Origin of the sequence: Rhodococcus sp. JS3073, assembly GCF_026810085.1 — a bacterium.
In the GTDB taxonomy this organism is placed as follows: domain Bacteria; phylum Actinomycetota; class Actinomycetes; order Mycobacteriales; family Mycobacteriaceae; genus Rhodococcus_F; species Rhodococcus_F wratislaviensis.
Window position 1 is genome coordinate 5,019,299 of record NZ_CP113951.1, and the last position, 22,906, is coordinate 5,042,204.

Below are 22,906 nucleotides of genomic sequence, written 5' to 3' on the forward strand. Positions count from 1 at the left end.
GATATCGGTCCCTACTGGCTCGTGTAGCAGGCGATCGTGGTCTGGTCGACGTTGGTTCTGTCGACCACTGTGCTCGAGACGTAGGCGACCGAGTTGGTGGCACCGGGCTGTGCGCCGTCGAAGATCAGGTTCTGGGCCGCCGCGGCGCCCGCGGCACCGATGCCCTGGACGTCGTAGGCCGCCGACGCGGTCACCAGTCCCTGCCTCAGTGCGTCGCACCAGTTGCTGTCCGCATCGAGGGTGTAGACGCCGATCGATCCGGGCTGCACCTGTCCCCGCGACTCCGCGGCCTTGACCGTCTGCCCGACGGTGATCGAGTTGAGGTCGAACGTCACCATGAAGCCACACAGCTCGCCCTGCTGTTGGATCACCGATTCGGCGGCCGCCTGCGCTTGCGCGTTCTGGAACTGCGAGTGGTTGACGAGAACCTTGTAGCCCAGCGGCTCCACCGCGTCCTTGATGCCCTGATTCCAGAGGATCGATGCCGGGTCGTTGCCGGGACCATCGATGATCGAGATCGTTTTGGGGGCGTTGCGCTTTTCGCAGTCCTCGACGGCACGGCCCGCGATCGACTTCGCGGCACCGTAGACGTCGACTCCGACGAAGGCGTCTCCGAGCCGGTTGGACATCATGTTGAGCACCACCGTGTAGATGCCCGCCTTCGCCGCCTGGTCGATGACGCTGTCGAGTAGGCCCTGATCCTGGTTCTGGAGGATCAACACGTCGGCCGCCTTGCGGGCGATCAGATCGTTGATGGTGCTGAGCATTCGGTCGCTACTGAAGTTCGAGTCGTAGACCGTGAACTCCGCTCCCAGGTTGTCGAACGTACGCTGCATCGTCGTGCCCCAGTTCTCGGTCAACTGGTAACCCTTGTAGAGAATCGGCACGAAGGCGATCTTCTTGCCCTGCATCGCGTCGAGTGCCGTCTGTCGCGCCGGGAGCAGTTCGACGTTGGTACCGAACGCCTTTTCGCCTCCCTCGGACTGAGTGGCGGCAGTACCACTGTTGACCGTGCACCCCGCGACGGCGACGGTGGCCGCCACCGCCATGATGCACGCGGCGATCTCCTTCATCGTCTTCATGGTTCTCGATTCCTTCTGGTGGCCGGAAGAGCTTGTGTGAGTGATGGTTTTCCGAGGGGGTGTCATAGTTCGCCGGATTTCTCGGTCTCCTCGTTCCGCGGGTGCAGCCATGCGTCGAACGCGATCGCCGAGATGAGTACTGCTCCCCGGATGAGGTCCTGGACGGCGGTGCTCAGCCCGTGAAGTACCAACAGGTTGTTGAGGATTCCGACGAAGATCGCACCGGCGAGGACACCGAGGATGGTTCCCCGGCCGCCGGACAGCGACACGCCGCCGATCACCACCACCGTGAGGGCGGTGAACAGGATCGGATCGAAGGATGTGATGGTTGTCTGCACGCTTCCCTGAATGGACACCGTGACGTAGCCGGCCACAGCGGCGAGCAGTGCCGAGATCACGTAGGTGAGGATCTGCAGCGGCCGGACCGGGGCGCCCGACGCTCGGGCGGTGTCGAAGTTGTCCCCCATGGCGCGGATCAGGCGTCCCGGGGACGTGTACGAAATGAACAGCCAGGCGACCAGGAAGGCCGATCCCGCGATGATCACGGGACGCGGGACCCCGAGCGCCGAACCGCCGCCGATCGCCGCGAGTAGCGACGATCCGGGAACGCTGTAGACGTTCTGGGTGAGGACGAGAATGTCGATACCGCCGATCACCAGCATGCCGGTCGCGAGCGTCACGAACAGTGCGGGCACGTTGAGGAAGGCGATGATCACGCCGTTGACGAGGCCGATGACCACAGCAAGGCCGACCATCAGCCCGATGGCCTGCCACTCGGGCATACCCGTGCTCATCAGTGCCAACGTGGCCTGCGCGCAGCCGAGACCGATCCCCGCTACGGACAGGTCCAAACCCTTGCCCAGGATCACGATCGCCTCGCCGACGGCGAGGATGCCGAACGCTGCGGACAGACTCAGGATGCTGGTGAGGTTTCCGGTGGTCAGGAAGTTGGTCGTTGTCGCGCCGCCGACCAGTGCGAGTAGCACGGTGATGCCGAGGACCAGATACGCCTGGTCGAAGCCGCCCAGGCGGCCGCGGAGCGTTACTCGGCTCGGCTCGGCCGCCACTGTTGCCGTAGTCATGAGACTCCTGTGTCGATTCGGATATGGGTGTCGACCGCAACGAGGCGGAGGTGAACAGATCGAGTCGGTGATCTGTGTCATATCGGTCGAGCCAGTGTGGCGAATGGCGTAGTGCGCCTACATCTGCCTGCGGTCGGATTCCCACTACGACTTATGGACGATCCCGGCTTCGGGGCAGTGTCCAGATATCTGGACACTCGATCGGTTCACGCGCGGGCAGCATGGGTGACGCAGATCACCTGCAGCGAAACCGACAGGAAGGTCCGACCACAGATGAGCAGCACCCCAGACCAGGCAACCATCGAACTCTCGGAGAACTGGGTCAAGGCCTTGGCGAACATCGACCTGTTCCTCGAGATCTGCGTCGAGGACTGCCCCGTGTGGCACAGCGCCGACGACAAGTGGGTCTCGGTGTCCGAGGCAGTCGCCGCCGTGTACGAACGCGCCGGCGACGGGCCCGTGCCGGACTTCCGCCCCGAGGGCATCACTTTCACCGAAAAGGGCTTCTTCAACGAGGCGTCCGTCGAACTGGAGATGGGCGGCCAGGAGGTCAAGTTGCACCTCGTGCAAATCGTCGAGGCGCGTGACGGTAAGGCCGTTCGAGTTCGGGAGTACATCGGCCCGGAGATGGGTATCCAGCCCTGAAATCGCCGTATCCCGGAGAGCAATAGCCTGATCGGCGAACGAGTGCCGGGCGCGCGGACTGCGCGCCGGGCATTCGGCAAACCCGGGGTGTGTCACGCATCATATTTGTATATGATGTAGGCCCCGTCTTGGAGTGGTGCCGATGAGTATGACTTCCCCTGATACACGACGCAGTGACGTGGAGCTCGACGCAGACGTCACCGCGCAGATTCGCGAACTGGGAATCGCTGCCGGCGACGCCCTGGAGTGCAGCATCTCCGTCGCCGAGTGCGCGCACGTGTCGTCCGCGAAGCGGCTCCTGGCGCATGTGTGGGACTGCGTGGTGGTTGAAATGAATCGGCCCGCGGCGGGCCCCACGCCGCCTCGTCTCGCCGAGCTGACCGGCTTCCTCGGCCGTATCCGCGACCTGGAGTCGCGGGTCGAGGACGCCCGCGTCGCAGACGGTGTCGAAACCATGCGGCGGATACGCCGGGCACTCGGCCGCTTACAGGTCGTGTCGACCGCGAACGAGCTTCTGTCTCGAGCCGCGGCCGAGGCGTGCACCATCGGGTTCGATCGCGCGCTCGTCTCCACCATCGGTGATGCGACGTGGAACCTGCATTCGATGTTCATCGAGCGGGACCCCCGACTGGCCCGGGACATGGTTGCGGCCGGCCGCCAGGATCCACCGAAACTCGACGGCTCCATCATCGAGTCGGACGTGGTCGATCGAGCCCGCTCCGGGCTGGTGTTCGACGTTCAGAACAATCCCCGGGTGAATCGGCAACTGGTCTCGATGTCCGGGTGCACGTCGTACATCGTGGCTCCGTTGCGTTCGCACGGCAAGGTCATCGGTCTCGTCCACGCCGACAGTCACTATCCGGCTCGCGACGTCGACGCCACCGACCGTGCGGTGCTCAACCTCTATGCAGAGGGGTTGAGTCACACGTTGGCACGAGTCTCGGTTCTGGAGGGACTGGCCTCGCTCAGCGAAGGGATGACCCGGTTGGTGAGTGACGTGAAGATCGCTGCACCGCCCCAGATCACGATGAGCGACCCACGCCACCCCGTGCTGTCGAGCCGTGAGGTGGACGTCATCGAGCTCATGGCGGCAGGCGATGCCAATCGATCGATTGCCCGAAAGCTGTCGATCTCCGAGGGGACCGTCAAGACCCACATCACCCACATCCTGCGTAAGCTCAATGCGTCGAATCGTGCTGAAGCCGTGGCTTATTGGCTGAGACGATGATGTCGGGTCCCGGAACGAACCGGCCCCGGGAACCGGTTCGATCACCGTCTCCGCGTCACCTGCTGCGGAAGATGGTCTTGTATTCCAGATAGGCGTCCAGGCTCTGGGGACCCAGTTCGCGTCCGATACCGCTGTTCTTCAGACCTCCGAACGGCGTCTCGATCGGGAGAGTCGACGTGTTCACCCCGACGCTGCCGGTCACGATCCGGCGTGCAACCTCGGTTGCCCGATCTCGATCGGGTGAGAACACGCCGCCGCCCAATCCGTAGTCGGAGTCGTTTGCGATGGCGATCGCCTCGTCGATCGTGTCGTACGGCATCACGACGAGCACCGGCCCGAAGATCTCCTCACGAGCAACGCGCATGTCGTTCGTGACATTACGGAAGATCGTCGGCTCCACGTAGTAACCGCGATCGAGCTTCGCGGGACGCCCACCGCCGATGACGACCTCGGCGCCTTCGCTGCGGCCGAGTTCGATGTACGACTCGACTCGGTCGCGTTGCGTCGCGTTCACGAGTGGTCCGAAGAAGTTGGCCGGATCCGTCGGATCACCCTGCGGAATGGCGCTCAGTGTGGCGCCGAGCATCTCGACGATCTCGTCGTACCGAGACGAAGGCGCCAGCACTCTGGTCAACGCTCGGCACGTCTGGCCGGTGTTCGGCGCGCACGCGGACATCGTGAGTGGTCTGAACGCGTCCAGGTCGACGTCGTCGAGCAGGATTCCCGCCGACTTGCCGCCGAGTTCGAGCGTGACGTGCTTGAGTTGCTTGCCGCATTCGGCCGCGATCGCCTTACCCGCGACCGTCGAACCGGTGAATGCCACCTTGTGCACGCCCGGGTGCGAGACGAGGGCAGCACCGGTTTCGCGGCCACCGGTGACGATGTTGACCACGCCCTCCGGAATGCCGGCGGCATCGAGGATCTCGGCGAAGACGAGGGCATCCAGGGAGGTCTCCGGTGCGGGCTTGATCACCGCGGTACAGCCGGCGGCCAACGCCGGACCCAATTTCCAGGCGATCAACGGTTGCGGCCCGTTCCACGGCGTGATGGCGCCCACCACGCCGACGGGGTCGCGGCGCAGCACCGCGTCGCCACTCGCGGTCTCGACCAGTGTCTCGGTTTCGAGATCGTCGGCCAACGACGCGAAGTACCGGTAGGCGACCGGAACCTGGCTCTGCATGGCGCGGGAGATGCTGATCGGCGTTCCGTTCTGACGCGTGACCAGAGCCGACATCTCGTCGCTGCGCGCTTCGAAGGCATCGGCCAGACTTCGCAGGTAACCGGCGCGCTCGGCCGGCGTGCGCGCCGCCCACTTCTCGCCGGCCACTGCAGCCGCGGTCACCGCGGCGTCGACGTCGGACGCGTCGCCGTCAGCGATGGACGCGAACTGCTCCTCGGTGGCCGGATTGATCACCGGGATGCGGTCCGCCGAGTGGGCGCGCTCCCGTCGGCCGTTGATGAAATGGTGGTCGTGGTCGCATGTCATGAGGACTCCTGGAATCGGCGTGCTGTCGAGTGTCGTGAGGCGGTCATTCGTGATCGAAGACGACGATCCCCCGAATGTTTCTGCCCGCCTTCATGTCCTCGTATCCCTGATTGATCTCGTCGAGGGTGTATCGGTTCGTCACGAGTTCGTCGAGCAGCAGGTTCCCCTGCCGGTAGAGCTCGAGTTGCGCGGGAATGTCGGACGTCGGCCGACTCGCACCGAAGAGCGAACCCTGCAGCCGCTTCTGGCTCAGCGTGAGGTCGTGCAGATTGATGTCTCCGTCCTTGGAGAAGGTGTCGCCGATTCCGACCGGAACACACGTGCCGCCCTTGCGGACCGCAGCGAGTGCCTCGCCGACGATCTTCCCGGTGATCACTCCCACGGTGACGATCGCCGAGTCGGCGCCCTGGCCATTGGTCAGCGGGGCTGTGAGCGCGTTCGCTTCCTCGATCGTCGCGACAGCATGCGTGGCACCGAATTTCAGTGCGGTGTCTCGTTTGAACGCAACAGGATCAACCGCGACGACGGCACTGGCACCGGCGTGAGCGGCACCCTGGACGGCGTTGATCCCGATACCGCCGATCCCGACCACGATGACCACGTCGCCGACCCGGACGTCGGCCGAGTTGACCGCGGCACCCCAGCCCGTTCCGACGCCGCACCCGGTGAGGCACGCCACCTCGAGGGGGACTGCCTTGTCGATCTTCACCGCCGACGCGGTCGAAACGATGATGCGTTCGCAGAACGTTCCGAGCCCGGCGAGCTGACCGACCGGCTTGCCGCCCCGGGAGAGGCGATACGAACCGGGGTCGTCGAAACGGCAGCCCGTGGTCAGAAGAGCGCCCAGATCGCAGAGATTCTGCAGTCCCCGGGCGCACCACTTGCATCGGCCACATACCGGCAGGAAGGAGAAGACGACGTGGTCGCCGACCTCGTAGCCGGGAGTGTGGGGGCCGACGGCCTCCACGATGCCCGCACCCTCGTGACCGCCGGCGATGGGAAGGATCCCGGGCATCTGGTCGCCGGTGGCGAAGTGGTCGTCCGAATGGCAGAGGCCGGCGGCGACCATCCGGACACGAATCTCGTTCTGTCGCAGCTCGTCGAGGTCCAGATCGACGATCTCGTACCGTCCCGGGACCTCGAGCAGAACTGCCCCTCGTGTCTTCATCTGCGCACCACCGGTGAGAGGGATGCGCTGGTCGTGTCGAGTGTCATCTGCGGCTTTCTGAATCGGCAGGATCCCGTTGCGGATCATGCGGTCGGATGGATGTGACGGTCGCCATACTGCGCTCCAGTGTGATTGCCGACGTGGCGTGCGGGAATCTGCCATCGGTCGTATTCCGATACATCCAAAGGATGATTGACGCGACGGGACGCAGGTGTGCAGATTCCTGGACAGTTCCGCGCGCGTGTCCTTCGTACGATTGCGAGCGGTCGGAGAGCGAGTTCCGAAACACGCTCGTTGACAGAAAGATCCGACTGCACGACAGTTCACGAGTACCGCCGCGTGCGGGAAGGGGAGTCGATGACGGCAATCGGAAGACACCGGATGTCAGCGGTCGTTCTGGCAACAGTTCTGCTGAGTGCGGGGTGGGCGGTGCCTGGGGCAACGGCCGCGCCGGCCACGGTTCCGCAGTTCCTCCTGGTGGGTGGCACCGCGAGCGGAAATGTCGCGGTGATGAGCATGGAGCCGGATGGCGCGCTGCGAAAGGTGGACGGGTCGCCGTTCCCGGTCGGCGCGGGTGTGCTCTCGTTGGCCGTCGCGCCACACGGCCGAACGGTGTATGTCACGCAGGCGGGCGTACGGAAGGTCACCGGATACCGGATCGACGACCAGGGAGCGTTGCATCCGATTCCGGGGGCGGACGTCGCGACCGACGGTGTACCGGTCACCTCGGTACTGTCGCCGGACGGCAGTCTGCTGTTCGTCGCAGTGGGAGGACTACCGGGGCACATCTCCTCGTATTCGGTCGCTGCATCCGGTGCACTGACGCCGATCGCGTCGACCGCCGTCGCAGGCACGAGTGCGATCCCCATGGTGACGGTCGACCCGAACGGCCGCTACCTCCGTTTCGTCAGCGCCGTGGACGGTTCCATTTCGAGCTTTGCCATCGGGCCCGGCGGTGCGCTCACCGCTCTCGGTTCGCCGGTGCCCGGCGGTGTGCTCCCGGTCAACCCGGGCACCACACCGGACGGTCGCTTCATCTACGTGAGCAACGAGCAGGGAAGCAATGTGTCGGGTTACTCGATCGGGCCCGACGGCCGGATGACGTCCACACCTGGATCCCCGTACTCGACGGGCGGTATGCCGCACGGCGCAGAGATCACCGGGGACGGACGCCGTCTGTACATTCCCGAGGTCTCCGGCGGCCGGGTCTCGGGGTTCTCGATCGGCGCGGACGGAGCATTGACTCCGCTTGCCGGCTCGCCCTATCCGGCACCGCCGGGGACGGGTCCCGGCCGGGTACTTCTCAGTGACGACGAGCGGCATCTCTACGCGGCTGACGTCCTGACCACCACGGTCACGTCGAAGGTGCATACGTTCGACGTCCGGCCCGACGGCAGCCTGACACCGTCCGCACTGCCGTCGGTGGACACGGGCACTGTCGTGGCAGACGGACCGGTGCTGGTGAAGACGCCATAGGCGCGAGCGTGACCGTGCCCCCAGTCGGGGGCGGGGGCACAGTCACACCGACCGGCAGCCGATCCGGCTATCCGGCCAGGTTCTCGGTGAAGAACTCGGTGAGCTTGTCCGCTGCCTGCGAGACGTACTGGTCGACGTCGTACAGATCGACGTGGGTGGCGCCGTCGATCTCGAACAGCTCGGCGGTCTCGCCGCCGGCCGCCACCGCGCCCTCACTGAAGCCCTTGGTCTCGGCCTCGGTTCCCGCGATCATCAGCAGCGGCCTAGGCGCGATCTTCGCGACACCGGCGTACGCATCGAACTGGTCGAGCTGGTCGACGCTGCGCAGCGCGAACTTCCCGATCGACCGCGGGTGCTGTGCACGCGGAGTCTTGTAGTAATCGAAGAACTCCGCGACGGCCTTCGGCGTCGACGCGTCCACCGAGTCCGGCAGCACCGGAACCATGGGGATCTCCTCGCCCTTTGCCTCCGCGGTCCGCGCGGCGCCTGCCTGACCGACCAGCTTCGCGAACGCCTCGGGGTCCGGCACGCGGAAGAAGCAGGTGGCGTCCGCGCCGCTGACGGTGGCGACCGCCTTCATCCGGTGGTCGGTCTGCGCGGCGAACGGAACGTAGCCGCCCGAGGCGCAGATGCCGAGGACGCCGATCCGCTCCGGGTCCACGTCGTCGCGGGTGCTCAGGTAGGTCACCGCGTTCCGGAAGTCGTCCGCGCGCTGGAACGGATCCTCCAGTCCGCGCGGCTCGCCCTCGCTCTCACCCTGGTACGCGGCATCGAACGCCAGGGTGATGAAACCCTTATCGGCGAGGCGCTGCGCGTACAGTGCCGCGGTCTGCTCCTTGACACCGGTCATGGGATGTCCGACGACGATCGCGGGCAGCCGCCCGTCGACCTCGGCCGGAGTGTAGAGGTGGCCGGCGAGCTGAAAGCCGCTGCTGGTGAACCGAACATCGGATTTGGTGGTCATGGTGCCTCCGTGGTGTTTCGAGAATTCCGATCCGCATTCCGGATCGCTCGACACCTAGTCTCGGAGTTCCGGGGAAACCGGGGAAGGGAGACATTTATCCTGGGAACGATCTTTCCCAGGATAAATCTGCGCCCCGGACCTACCCTGGTTTCATGCCCAGTCCGGTACATCAGGCACCCCATCTACGTGAGCTCGGCGCGTTCCTCAAAACCCGCCGCAGCGAGCTGTCGCCGTCCGACGTCGGCCTACCCGACCTCGACCAGCGCCGCCGGGTGAGCGGGCTGCGGCGCGAGGAGGTGGCGCAGCTCGCCGCGATCAGCACCGACTACTACACCCGGATCGAGCAGGGGCGGCTCGTCCCGTCCGAGCAGGTGCTCGCCGCGCTGGTGCGAGCGCTGCAACTCGACTCGGACCAATCCGAGTACCTCGACAATCTGGCCGACCACGCCACCCACCGGTCCACGCCCCGTCCGGCGGCGCAGTTGCGCACCGGCGGCAGCCGGGTACGCCCGCAGGTGCGGCGGTTACTGGACCAGCTCACCGACACCCCGGCCATCGTCCTGGGTCCTCGGACCGATATCTTGGCCTGGAACCCGTTGGCCACCAAGGTGTATGCCGACTTCGATGCGATGGCTCCGCACGAGCTGAACTATGTGCGGCTCATCTTCACCGACCCTCGGATGCGGGAGCTGTTCGCCGACTGGACGGCGGTCGCGCGGTCCTGTGTGGCGATCCTGCGCCGCGAGGCGGCCATCAATCCGGCCGATCCGGCCCTGTCCGCGCTCGTCGGCGAACTCACGATCGCCGATCGTCAGTTCGGACAGTGGTGGGCGGCGAGAAACGTGGCGCGCCAGGACTTCGGCGTCAAGGTGCTCAATCACCCGGTCGTCGGTGAACTGACTCTCGACTGGGAGATATTCCGCTACTCCGGTGCGCCCGAGCAGCAATTGGTGCTCAACTCCGCCGAGGACGGTTCGCCGACCCAGGAGCGACTGGCACGGCTGGGCCGGATGTAGAACCGGAGAGGTCAGGCGATCTTGAGAACCCGGAGCCGGTTGTAGAGAGTCGACCGGCTCACCCCGAGTGACTGCGCGGCCTTGAGCTTGTTGCCGCCTGCCGCTTCGATCGCCGCGACGATCACTTCCCGTTCGGCATGTCGAATGGGTGACAGGGGTGTGCCGACTTCCCGGTACGGTGCGGGAAGGTCGGTCGGAATGATGTCTCCGGCCGAGCGGGTCCGAGCCAGGGCGTGGACCACCCGCCGGAGTTCGGCGAGGTTGCCCGGCCACGGATGTGCTGCCAGGACCTGCAGCGTCGTCGAGGTGAGGCGTAGGTCGGACGTCACGGCTTCCTCCGCCAGCATCCGACGTGCCAGCCCGGGGATCTCGTGGCGGCGCCGGCGGAGCGGAGCGAGTTCACGTCGTGCGGCGCAGAGCCCCACCAGGGAGGGGTGGATCGCCGCGTCGTCATCCGCACTCGTCGAGGTCAGAACGACGTGTCGCCGCGTGCCCCGGATGAGGCGGGCAACCAGAGTGGCCATCGAGTCGGTGAGGAAGTCGACGTTCTCGATGATCACGACGGCACCATCATGCTCGAGCTGCCGGCCGAGTCCGACGGCCCAGGCCTGCTCACCCTTGTGCACGACGTCCGCGGCGTCGACGATCGCCCCGCCCGGTCCGGCCGCACGCACCGCTTCGGTCGTCCGGCCGGTGCCGGATTCTCCGAAGACGAGGAGCGGCCATTCCTCGACCGATGTTCGTGGTTGCGGCTTCGGACTCGTTCTCGCCGTGGCGAAATCGACCAGGACGCCGTTCCCGCCGTCGACCGGAGTGCAGGTGAACTCCACTTCGCGCCCGGATTCGAGCGTCAGGCGATTGGTGACGGCCGTTGTGCGAGCGGTGTCGGCGCTGGCTCGGACGGCCGCATGGTCGGCGGGATCGAGGAGGTCGAGGGCCGCCGGGGTCGCGAGCACCATTCCCTCGCCGAGCACCATCACCGGCCGTTCCTTCCGCCGTGCCGCAGAATGAAAGGCCGCCAGCAGATTTCGTTGCGCGACGGGGGTGCTCAGCGCCAGCCGATCCTCGATCTCCCCGACCAACCGCTGGGCGATCGGCGCGAAGTACCGGTGATCCTCGCCTGCGCCGCCTCCGACATCGAGAACGCCTTCGAGTCTTCGCGTGATCGGATGAATGATCGGCTGGCCGAAGCAGCTGAAATCGTGGAACGCGGACATGAAGTGTTCGGGGCCGTGGACGAGCAGCGGTTGCCGGGCTTCCAGGACGGTGCCCACCGCATTGGTTCCCACCTCGTCCTCGGCCAGCCGGATGCCGGGCTCGATGCCCATCCAGTCGACAGCGTCGCGGACGGCCGGACTGGCGTGCCGGATATCCAGGATCCTGGCGTCGTGGTCGGCGAGAACGAACACCAGTGGCGCACCGTCGAACTCGCGGCAGACGCGATCCAGAACGGGCGCCGCGGCGCGTCGGAGGCATCCGTCCGAGGCGACGTCGATCCTGTCCAGCTTCGGCGTCGTATCGCAGTCGAGACCCGACAATTGCGAACGCATCCACGACGACGCGATTTCCGGCCGAGCGTCGACCGTGGAATGCACTGACCTACTGAGCACTCCGACACCACCTCCTGGCCAGGTGCGATGGGAACGGACTCGCACCACATGTGAGCGAGAACACAATATAATATATGCGTCCCCTTCGGGCAAGGGTAGGACGCACAGACACCGGCCCCGGCCGCGTGCAGCGGTCGGGGCCGGTGTCGTCAGGCCATCACAGATCGTCGGGCGACTGGGCCGGTGAACGGTAGCGATCGGCTTCCGGCCCCTCGGTCTGCGGCGCGAAGTTCACGCCGGGGAGCAGGAGGTGCCCGGCGTCGACCGGCAGGGCCACACCGGTGATGTGCTCGGCGTAGTCGGACAGCAGCCAGCATGCGGCATTGCTGGTGGCGTTGGGCGGAAGCGCGGGCCGGCCGGCCAGCGGCGCATAACCGTACGTCGCGGCTATCGCCACGTCGCGGTTGGCCGTCTCGCCGGGGGCGACGAACAGTTGGTGGCCCATCGGGTTGTCCCAGATCTTCGCGTCCACCGCGCCGGGGCAGACGGCGTTGCACCGCACGTTGTACTCCGCGATCTCCAGAGCGGTGTTCTTCATCAGGCCGAGGACGCCGTGCTTGGCCGTGATGTAGTGGGTGTATCCGGCCGTAGCCTCCAGGCCGCCCACCGACGCAATACATACGATCGCACCGCCACGCTGCTCGACGAGATGCGGCGCGGTGGCCTTGATCGTCCGGAAGGTGCCGCCGAGCACCACGTCGGTGACCGTCGTCCACATCTGCTCGGTGATCTCCCAGGGCTTGGGCCCGAGATCCCACAGTCCGGCGTTGGCGATGACCGCGTCGAGCCGGCCGAAGGCGTCGAGCCCGAGAGCGACTGCCGCGTCGAGCGCGGCCTGATCACGGACGTCGGCGACGGCACTGACCGCCCGTCGGCCTTCCTTCTCGACGAGAGCCTGTGTCCTGTCGAGATCCTCCTTGCTCGCCAGCGCGTATCGAATCCCGTCGACGGGTGAGCAGATGTCGGTGATGACGACATCGGCTCCTTCTTTCGCCGCGGTCACCGCGTGCGCTCGCCCCTGCCCGCGTGCGGCGCCGGTGATGAAGACGACCTTGCCGTCCAGTAGTCCCATGTCGATGTCCTTTCGAATTTCATTCAGTAGTGCGGGATGGGTGGGTGGTTCACGCAGGATCGACGGATGCGAACACTCCGGTGGCGCCGTCGGAGAACGTCACACCCGTGTCGGCCGGTGGTTCGGCCGTGGCCTCGAGCGCCCCGCCCGGCTTCACCAGGTAGGTGAACACCTTCGCGGTGCCGGTCGTCGTCAGCGTGTCGATGACGTAGAGCCGCAGGGCATCCGGACTCAGCACCACGCGGCCGGGGAAGTGGCCCGGTGCGCTGGGTGCGTCGGCGCCGGGCACGGGTACCAGGGCGCCGTCGTCTCGGATCTCGAATCCGTTCACACTTTGACCGCCGGTCTGGGGAAGGTAGAGATACCTGCCGTCCGGTGTGATGGCCATACCGTGCGGAATCGCCTTCGTCGGGAAGCGCCCGATCGGGGTCAGTGCACCGTCGGGGGCGATGCGGTATCCGGAGACGTCATTGGTCCCCTCGTTGGTGATGTACAGGAACTTGCCGTTCGGTGTCACCGACGGCAGCGCCGGACGATCACCGGTCGGCACCTGCGAGCCGGTCGGTGTCAGCCTCCCGTCGGATCCGATCGCGTAGGAGTCCATCGTCGCCCCGATGAAGCTCGGGGCGAACAGGAATCGGCCGTCCGGCGACACCACCGGAATGGACAGGCCACTCGTCGCGCCGGGGATGGTTACCGAATCGACGAGTGTCAAAGCTCCGGACGGCGCGATGGCATACGTCTGCACGTCGTTGGTCGTCGAGCCGACGGTGGCGAAGAGCCACCTCCCGTCCGGGCTCACGACTGCACCCACGATCGGCCGGCCGGGAGCGAGGCGGGCGTCCTCGAGGCGCTCGAGTGTGCCGTCGTCGCCGACGCGGAATCCCTGCAGTGTGCCCGAGACAGTATGTGCGACATACGCGAACCGGCCATTCGGTGTGACCGCGATCGACAGCGTGCCGGTATCGGTGGGCACGGGCTGCCCGACGGGAGTCAGTCGACCGCCGGATTCGCGCAACACCCCGATGTTCGACGAGCCTGTGCCACCGACCAGGAGGTAGCTCGACCTCTCCGCATTGTCCGCCGGAGCCGCGCCGGTTGCGGGGGTGGCCACAGCGCCGACGGACACGGTCGCAGCAAGGCCGATCGCCAGTACGGTCGTACGTATTCGCGTAGTCGCCGGCGGGTTCCGAGTTCTCAATGCAACCTCCGTGGTTCCTAGTGTCGGTGAGTTCGCCACGCCGAACGTAAACCCGGGAGCCGGGGTGGCAGTGTCCAACTATCTGGACACTCCGGCGCAGGCGAGCCCGAGGCCGGGCGACCTGCTCCGCGTCGAATACGTTTCGGCACAGTATGATTACGTGAATTTCCATTGACTTCGAATTGATGTTCGAAGTAGTCTTCATGCATGGGTGACGGGGAGGGAACTCAGGGGGCGGTGCCGGACGATGATCCGGCGGTGGGGGAGACGTGGCGGTTGTCCGAGGATCAGTTGCTCGAGACGGTGCTGACGGTGTCCTCGGAAATCGCTCGCCTCGAGGCGGTACGGGTGAAGCTGATGGACGCGGTGGATGCGCGCTGCCGGGTCGACATCCTGGGCCATCTCAACGCGAAGGCGTGGCTCGTGGCGCACACGATGCTCGAACCGGGGGCGGCTGGACGGATCGTGAACCTGGCGCGAGGGCTCCGGTCGCAGCCAGCGATTGCCGCAAAGTTCTACGGCTGCGAGATCTCCGCGGATCACGCAGGGTTGATTCTGCGGTTCTGTGAACGACCCCCGAAGGGAATGCCGCTGAACGCTATGGGTCCGGTGCTGGACGCCTTACTGGCCGCAGCAGACGGACCACACGCCCGCACAGACCTGATCCGGGAAGGTATCGCGAAGGTGGAGCGGATCTTCGAAAGCGACGCGCACCCCGCGAGCGAGGATCTCGACCGCAATGAACTGCACGCGTCGAAGATGTTGAACGGACGGGTCTCGGTCAAAGGTGATCTGGATGCGGTAACCGGAGAAATGCTGTTGACCGCGTTGTCGAAGCTCGCCGCACCACGACCGGCCGCGGACGGGACCCGGGACGCGCGCGCCCCCGGACGGCGGCGAGCCGACGCCTTCACCGAACTGCTGCGCCGCTACCTCGCGTCCGGACTGAACGGCACCGAGGCCAGCGAACGCCCGCACATCAGCGTGCAGGTGCGGGCACGGGACCTTGTCGACACCCGCGGTGAGGACCGCGTGGGCGGGGCAGGTGGAACGGATGGCACCGACATGCACGCCGGCCCAGCTGGCCCAACCGGTGGCGACCGGCCCACTTCCCCGGAGGACTGGGCGGTGGTGCTGGCGGAAACGGGCGTCGCGTGGGCGGCGTGGATGGGACCGTTGACGATCACCGCTGCCCGGCATCTGTCGTGTGATGCTCAGGTGAGCACGGTGATCCTCGACGACCACGGCGCACCCCTCGACGTCGGCATCACCAGCCGCACGGCAACCCGAAAGCAACGCCGAGCGCTGGCCGTACGCGACGGAGGATGCGCGTTCCCCGGCTGCGGGGCGCCACCAGTCTGGTGCGAGGGCCACCATTGCGTGCACTGGGTCAACGGTGGCCTCACCGACATGGACAACCTCGTCCTACTCTGCGGTGCCCACCACCGGATCATTCACCACGACGGGTGGGAGGTCCAGATCGGCCCCGACCGGCGCCCCTGGTTCATTCCACCGCCGAGTGTCGACCCCTTCCGTGGGCCGCTGCCCTCACACAACCGGCGGGCCGGCCCCGCGGCGGCCTGACCGGCCCAGCGCCGCAACATAACTCCATCCCCCCATAGACGCCCCGCATCCGAGCCCCCACTCGGATGCGGGGCACCCGCACTGCCAAACACCGGCGGCAGGGTTCAGCGCGGTGGAAGAGCCCGTTCGAGGAAACCTTCGAGGTGCAGGGCGAACGCCTCGTTGTCGTCGCCGGCGATCATGTGCCCCGCGTCCACTTCGACGGCCTCGGAATTCGGCACCAGGTCGAGCATCTCGTCGACCGCCTCCCGCGAGACGATCTCCGACCTCGTTCCGTGAACTATCAAGGTAGGAACCGTAATCCGGGCGGCCAGGTCCGCGAGCCACCGCTCGTCGGAATTGCCACGGTTGTCCGCATAGCCGACGAAGGCCGGATCCCAGTGCCAGTACCAGCGACCGTCACCTCTGAGACGCAGGTTCTTTCGTAACCCGTCGCTGCGACGACGGCGGGGTGGCGTGCCGCGGAAGGCGTCGATGGCCGCGGACGCGTCGTCGAGCGAGGCGAACCCGTTGGGCGCCGCGCCCAGGAAGTCGCGGACCCTCCGCTGGCCGGTGCGGTCGATCCGATGCGTGATGTCGACCAGCACCAACCCGGCGAGGGAACGGGGGCGTTCGCCCGCGACGACGATGCCCGTCCGGCCGCCAAGCGAGGCTCCTACGACGACGACACGGCCGCCGAGTTCGGTGAGTACCGCTTGGAGGTCGGCCGCGAAAAGCTCGGCCGAATACTCAGATGCCCATTCGCTGTCACCGTGCCCCCGTGCGTCGAGAGTGACCGCGCGCCAGCCGCGCTCGGCCAGTCGCGCCGCCGTGCGATCCCACGAGTGCCTGGTCTGGCCGCCGCCGTGGAGGAGAAGAACGGTCCCCTCTGTCGAATCGGTCAGCCGATCGTCGGTCTCCCACCGATCACCCACAAGGCGGACCCCACCGGATCCTGTGAACTCGACGGGGATCGGCCGGGCTGTGGCCTGGGCGTCCATCAGCTCTCCTTCTCGTCATCGGCCGCCGGCCCGGTGGGGGCCGGCGGCCGGAGGGGATCAGACCTTCAGCAGGGCTGCGAAGTCGGAGGCGGGTTGGTCGGGGTCGCCGTGCTGGATGGCCCGCAGCAGGGTGTCGCCGCGTTCGGTGCCCAGCGATGCCGAGGTTACGTCGCGGAATTTCGCGTCGAGGTCCTCCTGCGGCATCGGGTTTTCGGCGGTGCCGGTGGGGTTGTCGATGAACAGGTGTTCGGTGGTGCCGTCGGTGTAGGTGACGGTGATGTCGCCGACCCAGCGGCCGGGGTAGGCGGTGTCGAGTTTGGGTGTGACCTCGATCTTGACCTTCTGGGCGAGGGTGGCGACGTCGCTGCCGGGGCCGAGGTCGAGCCGCCCGGCCAGGTACTCGTTGTGAGTGCGGAAGCCGTTGCCCTTGCCGAGCAACGACAGCGAGAACTGGAACGGCAGGCTGTATTGCAGGTGCTCGATGATTTTGGGTGCGTAGGCGTTGGCGTTTTTGTTGCCGATGACGACGTCGCCGCCGGTCTGGATGCCGAGCACGACGGAGTCGACGTCGGCGGCGCGGGCCGCGAGTTGGCGGGCGCCGTCGATGTAGGCGTGGTTGATGCCGCAGCAGCAGTAGGGCTTGATCCACACGCGGGTGATCTCGAACGGCTGGTCGAGGCCGAAGGTGGTGGCGGCGTCGTCGGCGACCGGGCGGCCGACGAAGGTGCGGTAGAAGCCTTTGCCGCCGGTGAGGAAGGTGGTGGGGCCGGTGATGCCGGCGGCGGCCATGTCGGCGGCGCGGATGCCGTTGCGGGTGCCGATGCCGGAGTGGATGCGTTTGATGGAGCCGCCGGAGGAGGTGTATTCGGTGGTGCCGGAGGCGTGGCTGAGGGCGATGGCGAGGGCGTGGACGGTGGTTTCGGTGTCGAAGCCGCGCATCTTGGCGGTGACGGCGGCGGCGCCGAAGTTCGACAGCAGTCCGTGGGGGTGGAAGCCGCGTTCGAGGAGTTGGGGGGCGGCGAGGTTGCCGATGCGGGTGTAGACCTCGTAGCCGGCGACGATGCCGGTGATGACCTCGGCCATGGTGGCGTCGAGTTCTTCGCCGACGGCGAGTGCGGTGGAGACGACGCAGCTGCCGGGGTGTGAGGAGCTGGCGCGGTGGGCGTCGTCGTATTCGAAGCCGTGGCCGAAGGAGGCATTGACGAAGGCGGCGTCGGCGGCGCTCATCTCGTCACCGGTGGCCGCGACGTGTGATTTGCCGGGGACGTGCGCGGCGCGGGTGAGTGCGAGCAGTGCCTGGCTCCAGGGCAGCGAGGCGCTTGCGACCTGGAGGGCGAGCTGGTCCTGCATGAGGCGGCGGGCGCCGGCGAGGGCGTCGGCGGGGATGGTGTCGAAGGTCAGGTCGGTGACGAGCCGGGCGACGGCTTCTTCGACGGGTGGGAGGGTGCCCATGGGTGTGTCCTTTGCGGTGTTGGGGTCAGGAAAGCGAACCGAGCAGGCCGCCCGGGATTCCGTAGGACTTGAGCTCGACGTAGGCGTCGAAGCCCTCGAGGCCCGCCTCGCGGCCGATGCCGCTGTTCTTGAAACCGCCCATCGGGGCGCTGAAGCCCGCCGGGTTTCCGTTGACTTCGATTGTGCCGGTTCGGATGTGGCGGGCCACCGCCAGTGCGTGCTCCGGGTCGGCGGCGAACACCGATCCGTTGAGGCCGTACTCCGAATTGTTGGCGATGTCGATCGCCTCGGCCTCGGTGTCGAATGTGTGCACCGTGAGTACCGGGCCGAAGATCTCCTCCTGCGCAATCTTCGCGGCAGGGTCGACGTCGGTGAAGATCGTGGGCTCGACGTACCAGCCGCGGTCGAGACCGTGGGGGCGTCCGCCGCCCACCAGCAGGGAGGCCCCGGATCCCTTCGCGTCGTCGATGTAGCCCTCGACTCGGGACCGCTGATTGGCGCTGACCATCGGGCCGATTTCGGTGGCGGGGTCGAACGGGTCGCCGACGGGCATCGACTTGATGAGGTCAATCAGCCGGTCGTGGAGTTCGTCGCGCCGCGAGCGCGCCACCACGATCCGGGTCTTGTTGCTGCACACCTGGCCGCTGTTGCGCAGCGAGACCGCACGGATCGCGGCGACTGCGGCCTCGAGGTCGGCGTCGTCGAGCAGGACCGCGGCGGACTTGCCTCCCAGTTCGAGGGTCACGCGGCGCAGGTCCTGACCACAGAGTGAGGCGATCCGACGGCCCGCGGCTGTCGATCCGGTGAAGGAGACCTTGTCGATGCCGCGGTGGCGCACGAGGTATTCGCTGGCCTCGCGCTGCGCGGGGACGATGTTCACGACGCCGGCAGGGAGGCCGATCTTGTCGAGAATGTCGGCGAGCAGGTAGGCGTCGAGCGGGGTCTCGGGGGAGGGTTTGATGACCATGGTGCAGCCCGCGAGCAGTGCCGGCGCGAGCTTGATCATGGTGATGAGCAGCGGGGCGTTCCACGGCACGATGCCTGCGACGACCCCGACCGGTTCGCGGGTCACCAGCGCGCTGCCGGTTGCAGACGACCGCGTGTCGGCCCACGGGTAGGCGGGGGCGAGGTCCAGGAACGAGTCCAGGAGCAGGCGCGGTCCGATGGACTGCATCTTCGTGGACAGGGTGATCGGGCAACCCATCTCGGCGCTGACGAGTCTGGCGGCGTCGGCCTCGCGCGCGGCGAGTTCCGCGCTGAGCTTCCGGAGGACCGCGATCCGCTCGCCGAGTGCCATCCGGGGCCAGGGCCCCTTGTCGAACGCCTCGCGTGCCGCGTTCACCGCGGCGTCGATGTCTTCTTCGACGCCTTCCGGGACGCGCGCGACGAGCTCCTCGGTGGCCGGCGAGATCACGTCGAACGTGCGCTCGGAGGCCGGCTGTACCCACCGTCCGCCGATGAACAGCTTGTCGTACCGTCCCTGCCAAATTTCTGTCTGCACACTCATGGTGCCGCTCCTTCGCTGGTCGATAAGGGGTGGAAGTGGTCCGGATCGCAGGCGGGACCGACGTGTCCGGCCTGGTGGGGCGGAGCCTTCTGCTCGATATGTGAGCTGCACCATGCAAAGTATATAATGTTGCATAGCTCCGTGGAAGTGCCTACCGTGATCGCCCCGACTGGGAGTCGTCTCGGCGGGGTACCCCGGGTTCGACGGGGCTTGACCTCACTGAAAACGATATATAATATTTTGTGGAGACGAAGGCGAGGCAACATGCAGCACAAGCCGCTCGACGGTATTCGGATCCTCGAGATCGGGGGATATATCGCGCTCCCGTTCGGGACGTCGATGCTGTGCGCCCTCGGCGCCGAAGTGGTCAAAGTCGAACGCCCTGTGGTCGGTGAAGATTTCCGGCGCCATCAGAACGACGCCAGCCCCTACTTCCGGCAGTACAACACCGGCAAGCGCAGTCTGTCGGTCGACCTGAAGTCGGAGGAGGGCGTCGCGCTGGTCAAGGCGCTGGTGCCGCACTTCGACGTGGTGCTCGAGAACCTGCGCCCAGGCAAGGTCGCGGCCATGGGACTCGGCCCCGAGGACTGCCGCGCCCTGCGCCCCGACATCGTGTACGGGTCCGTCACCGGATTCGGCGCCGGTGGTCCGCTGGCCAACCGTCCCGCCTACGACACGATCGGCCACGCCTTCGGCGGTCTGTACTCGCTGTTCAGCGACGGAGACCACCCGCAGCTGGCCGGTGGCCTGAGCGCGGACCTCGTCACCGGTCTGAGCACCGCAACCGGCGTCCTCGCGGCCCTCGTCGGGCGGCTGAAGACGGGGCAGCCGCAGCGGATGGAGACGTCGATCATGGAGGCCGTCAGCGCGCTGACCATCGACGGCATCACGCAGTCCTTCGAACTCGGCGACAATCCGGCCCGCACGAGCCGCCATCCGCAGGCGCAGAACTTCTGCGTCCCGACGTCGACCGGCGAGTACCTGGCGGTCCACCTGTCCTCGTCGCAGAAGTTCTGGCAGTCGCTGTGTCGCGCGATGGACCGCATGGACCTGGCCGAGGACCCCCGGTTCGCCGAGTACCGCCCGCGGGAGTCGAACTACTTCGAGCTGGTGCCGATCGTCGAGGCGGAGTTCGCCAAGCAGTCGAAGGACCACTGGGAGAAGGTCCTCACCGAGGCCGACGTGCCGTTCGCGCCCGTCCTGTCGATGACCGGCTACCTCGAGCACGAGCAGGTCGAGCACCTGAAGCTGGTCGAGTGGCAACCCGACGGCCTGGCCCTCATCCGGCCGCCGTGGACGTTCGACGGCGAGCGCCCGGACCGCGGTGACCGTGCTCCCAAGGTCGGCGCCGACACCCGATCGGTCGCGGGCGAGGTGCTCCCCGCCGAGAAGATCGACGAGCTGCTCGCGTCCGGCGTCCTCTACGCCGACGAGTCCTGATTCTTTCGAATTCGCATATCACTGAGGAGTGTTCATGAATCCGTACCGTTCCATGCTGTTCGTGCCGGGCCACAAGCCTTCCTGGGCCGACAAGGGTCTGGCCTCCGGCGCCGACGCCCTGATCCTCGACCTGGAAGACTCGGTTCCCGTCGCGGACAAGGACGAGGCGCGTGGCGTCACCGCCGCCACCATCGACCGTTTGCACGCCGAGGGTGTTCGCGCCGACGTGTGGGTTCGGCCCAATGCGTTCGTGACCGGGATCCAGGGCAGTGACCTCGAAGCGGTGATCCGGCCCGGGCTGACCGGACTGTTCCTGCCCAAGGTCTTCGACGCCGAGGAACTCGTGCGGATCGACGCGGTGGTGTCGCACATCGAGGCCCGGCAGGGGCTCGAGGCGGGCAGCGTGGGACTCATCGTGAGCTACGAGACCGCGGTCTCGATGGCGCATTGCGAAGAGATCGCCGCAGCCACCCCTCGCATCTCCAGCCTGCTGGGTGCCACCGGACCGAGCGCGGACGTGGGCCGCGAGCTGGGTTTCGAATTCACCCCGGCCGGCCTGGAGACGCTGTACCTGCGGAGCCGCATCGTCCTCGCAGCCCGCGCGGCCGGCCTGCACCACCCCGTCGCCGGCGTGTGGCAGGACATCAAGGACCTCGACGGTGCCCGGCAGTTCTGTCTGGACAACAAGCAGCTCGGCTACCGCGGCATGGTGTGCATTCACCCCTCGCACATCGCCGTCGCCAACGACGTGTTCACGCCGTCCCCCGAGCAGGTCGACTTCTACCGTCGCATGATCGAGGCGTTCAAGGTGGCCGAGGCGGCCGGCAGCGCGGCCGTCGACTTCGAGGGCCAGCACATCGACATCGCGCACGTGAAGACCGCCGAGGGCATCATCGCGCAGGCCGAAGCAGTCATGGCCCACGCCTGAGCGGATCGACCGAAGAGCCCCGCATCCGGCAGGATGCGGGGCTTCGGTCGTGGTGTCAGTTCTCGACTGGGCGAGCTGCGAGGTTCTCCCGGAAGAACGGGGTCGCCTCGGCCACGGCGTGGTCGACGTACTTCGGCACGTCGTAGAAGTCCATGTGGGCGCCGCCGTCGACGACTACCAGCTTCTTGGGGCTGCGCACCCGGCTGTGCAATTCGGTGGACATCCACAGCGAACCGGCTTCACTGCCCGCGACGATCAGCAACGGTGCCGTGAACATGTCCTCGACCAGGTGGAACGCGTCGAACGTGAAGATCCGCGAGATGCTCTTGGTGAACAGCTGCTTGTTCTTCGCGTTCGGGTGCTGCGCACGCGGGGTGAGGTAGTAGTCGTGCGCCTCGACCAGGTCGCGCGGAGTGCTCTCGTCCGGCTGTTCCGGAACGTACGGGATGTATGCCGGGTCGGCGCCCTGGGCCTCGGCGGTCCGCTGCTGCGCGACTGCCTGCAGTGTGGGCACCGCGGCCGCGTCGGAGTCGGTTCCGTACCAGCCGCGTCGGAACGAGGTGCCGATGTTCACGGCGCTGACGGTGGTGACAGCCTTGATCCGGTAGTCGGTCAGGGCCGCGTTCACGGCGTACCCACCGCCGGCGCAGACACCGAGAACACCGATTCGCTCGGCGTCCACGTAGTCCAGGCTCTGCAGGAAGTCGACGGCCGCGCGGACGTCCTCGACTCGCGCTGCCGGGTCCTCGAGGTGGTGTGGGTCGCCGCCGCTCTCGCCCTGGAACGAGGCGTCGTAGGCCAGTGCCACGAAGCCTTCCTCGGCGAGCTTCGCGGCGTACAGGCCCGCGGTCTGCTCCTTCACACCGCCGCCCGGGTGCACGGTGACGACGGCGGCGTAGCTGTTCTGCGGATCGAAGTTGTCGGGCAGAAACAGGTTGCCGGCCATGGCGATCGGGCCGTTCGGGAAAGTGATGCTGTCCATTGG

At 66.8% G+C, this 22,906-nt stretch carries 19 protein-coding genes; 7 read left to right on the forward strand and 12 right to left on the reverse strand.

Going from position 1 to position 22,906, the window contains the following annotated elements:
- Window positions 1-11: 11 nt before the first annotated feature.
- Complete coding sequence (locus OYT95_RS22640; RefSeq protein ID WP_268789142.1) at window positions 12-1,082, reverse strand: sugar ABC transporter substrate-binding protein; 1,071 nt, start codon at window positions 1,080-1,082, stop codon at window positions 12-14.
- A gap of 62 nt (window positions 1,083-1,144) precedes the next feature.
- Window positions 1,145-2,164 (reverse strand): ABC transporter permease, encoded by a 1,020-nt coding sequence (locus OYT95_RS22645; protein WP_268789143.1) that lies wholly within the window; start codon window positions 2,162-2,164, stop codon window positions 1,145-1,147.
- Between the two features lie 273 nt (window positions 2,165-2,437).
- Here OYT95_RS22645 and OYT95_RS22650 point away from each other — a divergent pair, with 273 nt between their 5' ends.
- Window positions 2,438-2,809: a nuclear transport factor 2 family protein gene (locus OYT95_RS22650; protein WP_235214617.1), complete on the forward strand. Its 372-nt coding sequence runs from the start codon at window positions 2,438-2,440 to the stop codon at window positions 2,807-2,809.
- A 148-nt stretch (window positions 2,810-2,957) separates the two neighbouring features.
- A complete protein-coding gene (locus OYT95_RS22655; protein WP_268789144.1) occupies window positions 2,958-4,037 on the forward strand; it encodes a LuxR C-terminal-related transcriptional regulator in 1,080 nt (359 codons plus the stop codon).
- Window positions 4,038-4,092: 55 nt separating this feature from the next.
- Here OYT95_RS22655 and OYT95_RS22660 read toward each other — a convergent pair whose 3' ends face one another.
- Window positions 4,093-5,523, reverse strand: a complete 1,431-nt coding sequence (locus tag OYT95_RS22660) for an aldehyde dehydrogenase (protein WP_268789145.1) — start codon at window positions 5,521-5,523, stop codon at window positions 4,093-4,095.
- A 43-nt stretch (window positions 5,524-5,566) separates the two neighbouring features.
- Window positions 5,567-6,691, reverse strand: a complete 1,125-nt coding sequence (locus OYT95_RS22665; RefSeq protein ID WP_268789146.1) for an NDMA-dependent alcohol dehydrogenase — start codon at window positions 6,689-6,691, stop codon at window positions 5,567-5,569.
- A 381-nt stretch (window positions 6,692-7,072) separates the two neighbouring features.
- Between OYT95_RS22665 and OYT95_RS22670 the strand changes: the two genes are divergently transcribed.
- Window positions 7,073-8,167: a lactonase family protein gene (locus OYT95_RS22670; RefSeq protein WP_268789147.1), complete on the forward strand. Its 1,095-nt coding sequence runs from the start codon at window positions 7,073-7,075 to the stop codon at window positions 8,165-8,167.
- A 67-nt stretch (window positions 8,168-8,234) separates the two neighbouring features.
- Here the strand turns inward: OYT95_RS22670 and OYT95_RS22675 are convergent, their stop codons facing one another.
- Window positions 8,235-9,131, reverse strand: a complete 897-nt coding sequence (locus tag OYT95_RS22675; RefSeq protein ID WP_268789148.1) for an alpha/beta hydrolase — start codon at window positions 9,129-9,131, stop codon at window positions 8,235-8,237.
- A gap of 152 nt (window positions 9,132-9,283) precedes the next feature.
- Between OYT95_RS22675 and OYT95_RS22680 the strand changes: the two genes are divergently transcribed.
- Window positions 9,284-10,147: a helix-turn-helix domain-containing protein gene (locus OYT95_RS22680; RefSeq protein WP_268789150.1), complete on the forward strand. Its 864-nt coding sequence runs from the start codon at window positions 9,284-9,286 to the stop codon at window positions 10,145-10,147.
- 11 nt (window positions 10,148-10,158) lie between these two features.
- On the opposite strand, the gene OYT95_RS22685 is transcribed toward OYT95_RS22680, so the two are convergent.
- From OYT95_RS22685 to OYT95_RS22695, 3 genes are all read right to left on the reverse strand, one after another.
- Window positions 10,159-11,757: a sigma-54-dependent Fis family transcriptional regulator gene (locus OYT95_RS22685; RefSeq protein WP_268789151.1), complete on the reverse strand. Its 1,599-nt coding sequence runs from the start codon at window positions 11,755-11,757 to the stop codon at window positions 10,159-10,161.
- Between the two features lie 157 nt (window positions 11,758-11,914).
- Window positions 11,915-12,829 (reverse strand): mycofactocin-coupled SDR family oxidoreductase, encoded by a 915-nt coding sequence (locus OYT95_RS22690; RefSeq protein ID WP_268789152.1) that lies wholly within the window; start codon window positions 12,827-12,829, stop codon window positions 11,915-11,917.
- A 49-nt stretch (window positions 12,830-12,878) separates the two neighbouring features.
- A complete protein-coding gene (locus OYT95_RS22695) occupies window positions 12,879-13,943 on the reverse strand; it encodes a lactonase family protein (protein WP_268789153.1) in 1,065 nt (354 codons plus the stop codon).
- A gap of 294 nt (window positions 13,944-14,237) precedes the next feature.
- Here OYT95_RS22695 and OYT95_RS22700 point away from each other — a divergent pair, with 294 nt between their 5' ends.
- Window positions 14,238-15,614 (forward strand): HNH endonuclease signature motif containing protein, encoded by a 1,377-nt coding sequence (locus tag OYT95_RS22700; RefSeq protein ID WP_268789154.1) that lies wholly within the window; start codon window positions 14,238-14,240, stop codon window positions 15,612-15,614.
- Window positions 15,615-15,718: 104 nt separating this feature from the next.
- Here the strand turns inward: OYT95_RS22700 and OYT95_RS22705 are convergent, their stop codons facing one another.
- Genes OYT95_RS22705 through OYT95_RS22715 form a run of 3 tightly spaced genes read right to left on the reverse strand, consistent with a single transcriptional unit; the run spans window position 15,719 to window position 19,553 of the window.
- Window positions 15,719-16,594: an alpha/beta fold hydrolase gene (locus OYT95_RS22705; RefSeq protein WP_268789155.1), complete on the reverse strand. Its 876-nt coding sequence runs from the start codon at window positions 16,592-16,594 to the stop codon at window positions 15,719-15,721.
- A 57-nt stretch (window positions 16,595-16,651) separates the two neighbouring features.
- Window positions 16,652-18,046 (reverse strand): MmgE/PrpD family protein, encoded by a 1,395-nt coding sequence (locus OYT95_RS22710; protein ID WP_268789156.1) that lies wholly within the window; start codon window positions 18,044-18,046, stop codon window positions 16,652-16,654.
- Between the two features lie 25 nt (window positions 18,047-18,071).
- Window positions 18,072-19,553: an aldehyde dehydrogenase gene (locus tag OYT95_RS22715; protein WP_268789157.1), complete on the reverse strand. Its 1,482-nt coding sequence runs from the start codon at window positions 19,551-19,553 to the stop codon at window positions 18,072-18,074.
- 264 nt (window positions 19,554-19,817) lie between these two features.
- Here OYT95_RS22715 and OYT95_RS22720 point away from each other — a divergent pair, with 264 nt between their 5' ends.
- The gene (locus OYT95_RS22720; RefSeq protein WP_268789158.1) at window positions 19,818-20,993 is read left to right on the forward strand and encodes a CaiB/BaiF CoA transferase family protein; all 1,176 of its coding nucleotides are present in this window, start codon (window positions 19,818-19,820) and stop codon (window positions 20,991-20,993) included.
- 34 nt (window positions 20,994-21,027) lie between these two features.
- Window positions 21,028-21,921, forward strand: coding sequence for an HpcH/HpaI aldolase/citrate lyase family protein (locus tag OYT95_RS22725; RefSeq protein WP_268789159.1), 894 nt, complete (start codon window positions 21,028-21,030; stop codon window positions 21,919-21,921).
- A gap of 55 nt (window positions 21,922-21,976) precedes the next feature.
- On the opposite strand, the gene OYT95_RS22730 is transcribed toward OYT95_RS22725, so the two are convergent.
- Window positions 21,977-22,903 carry an alpha/beta hydrolase gene (locus tag OYT95_RS22730; protein ID WP_128640923.1) on the reverse strand — a complete coding sequence of 309 codons (927 nt, stop codon included), beginning with the start codon at window positions 22,901-22,903 and terminating at the stop codon, window positions 21,977-21,979.
- Window positions 22,904-22,906 lie beyond the last annotated feature (3 nt).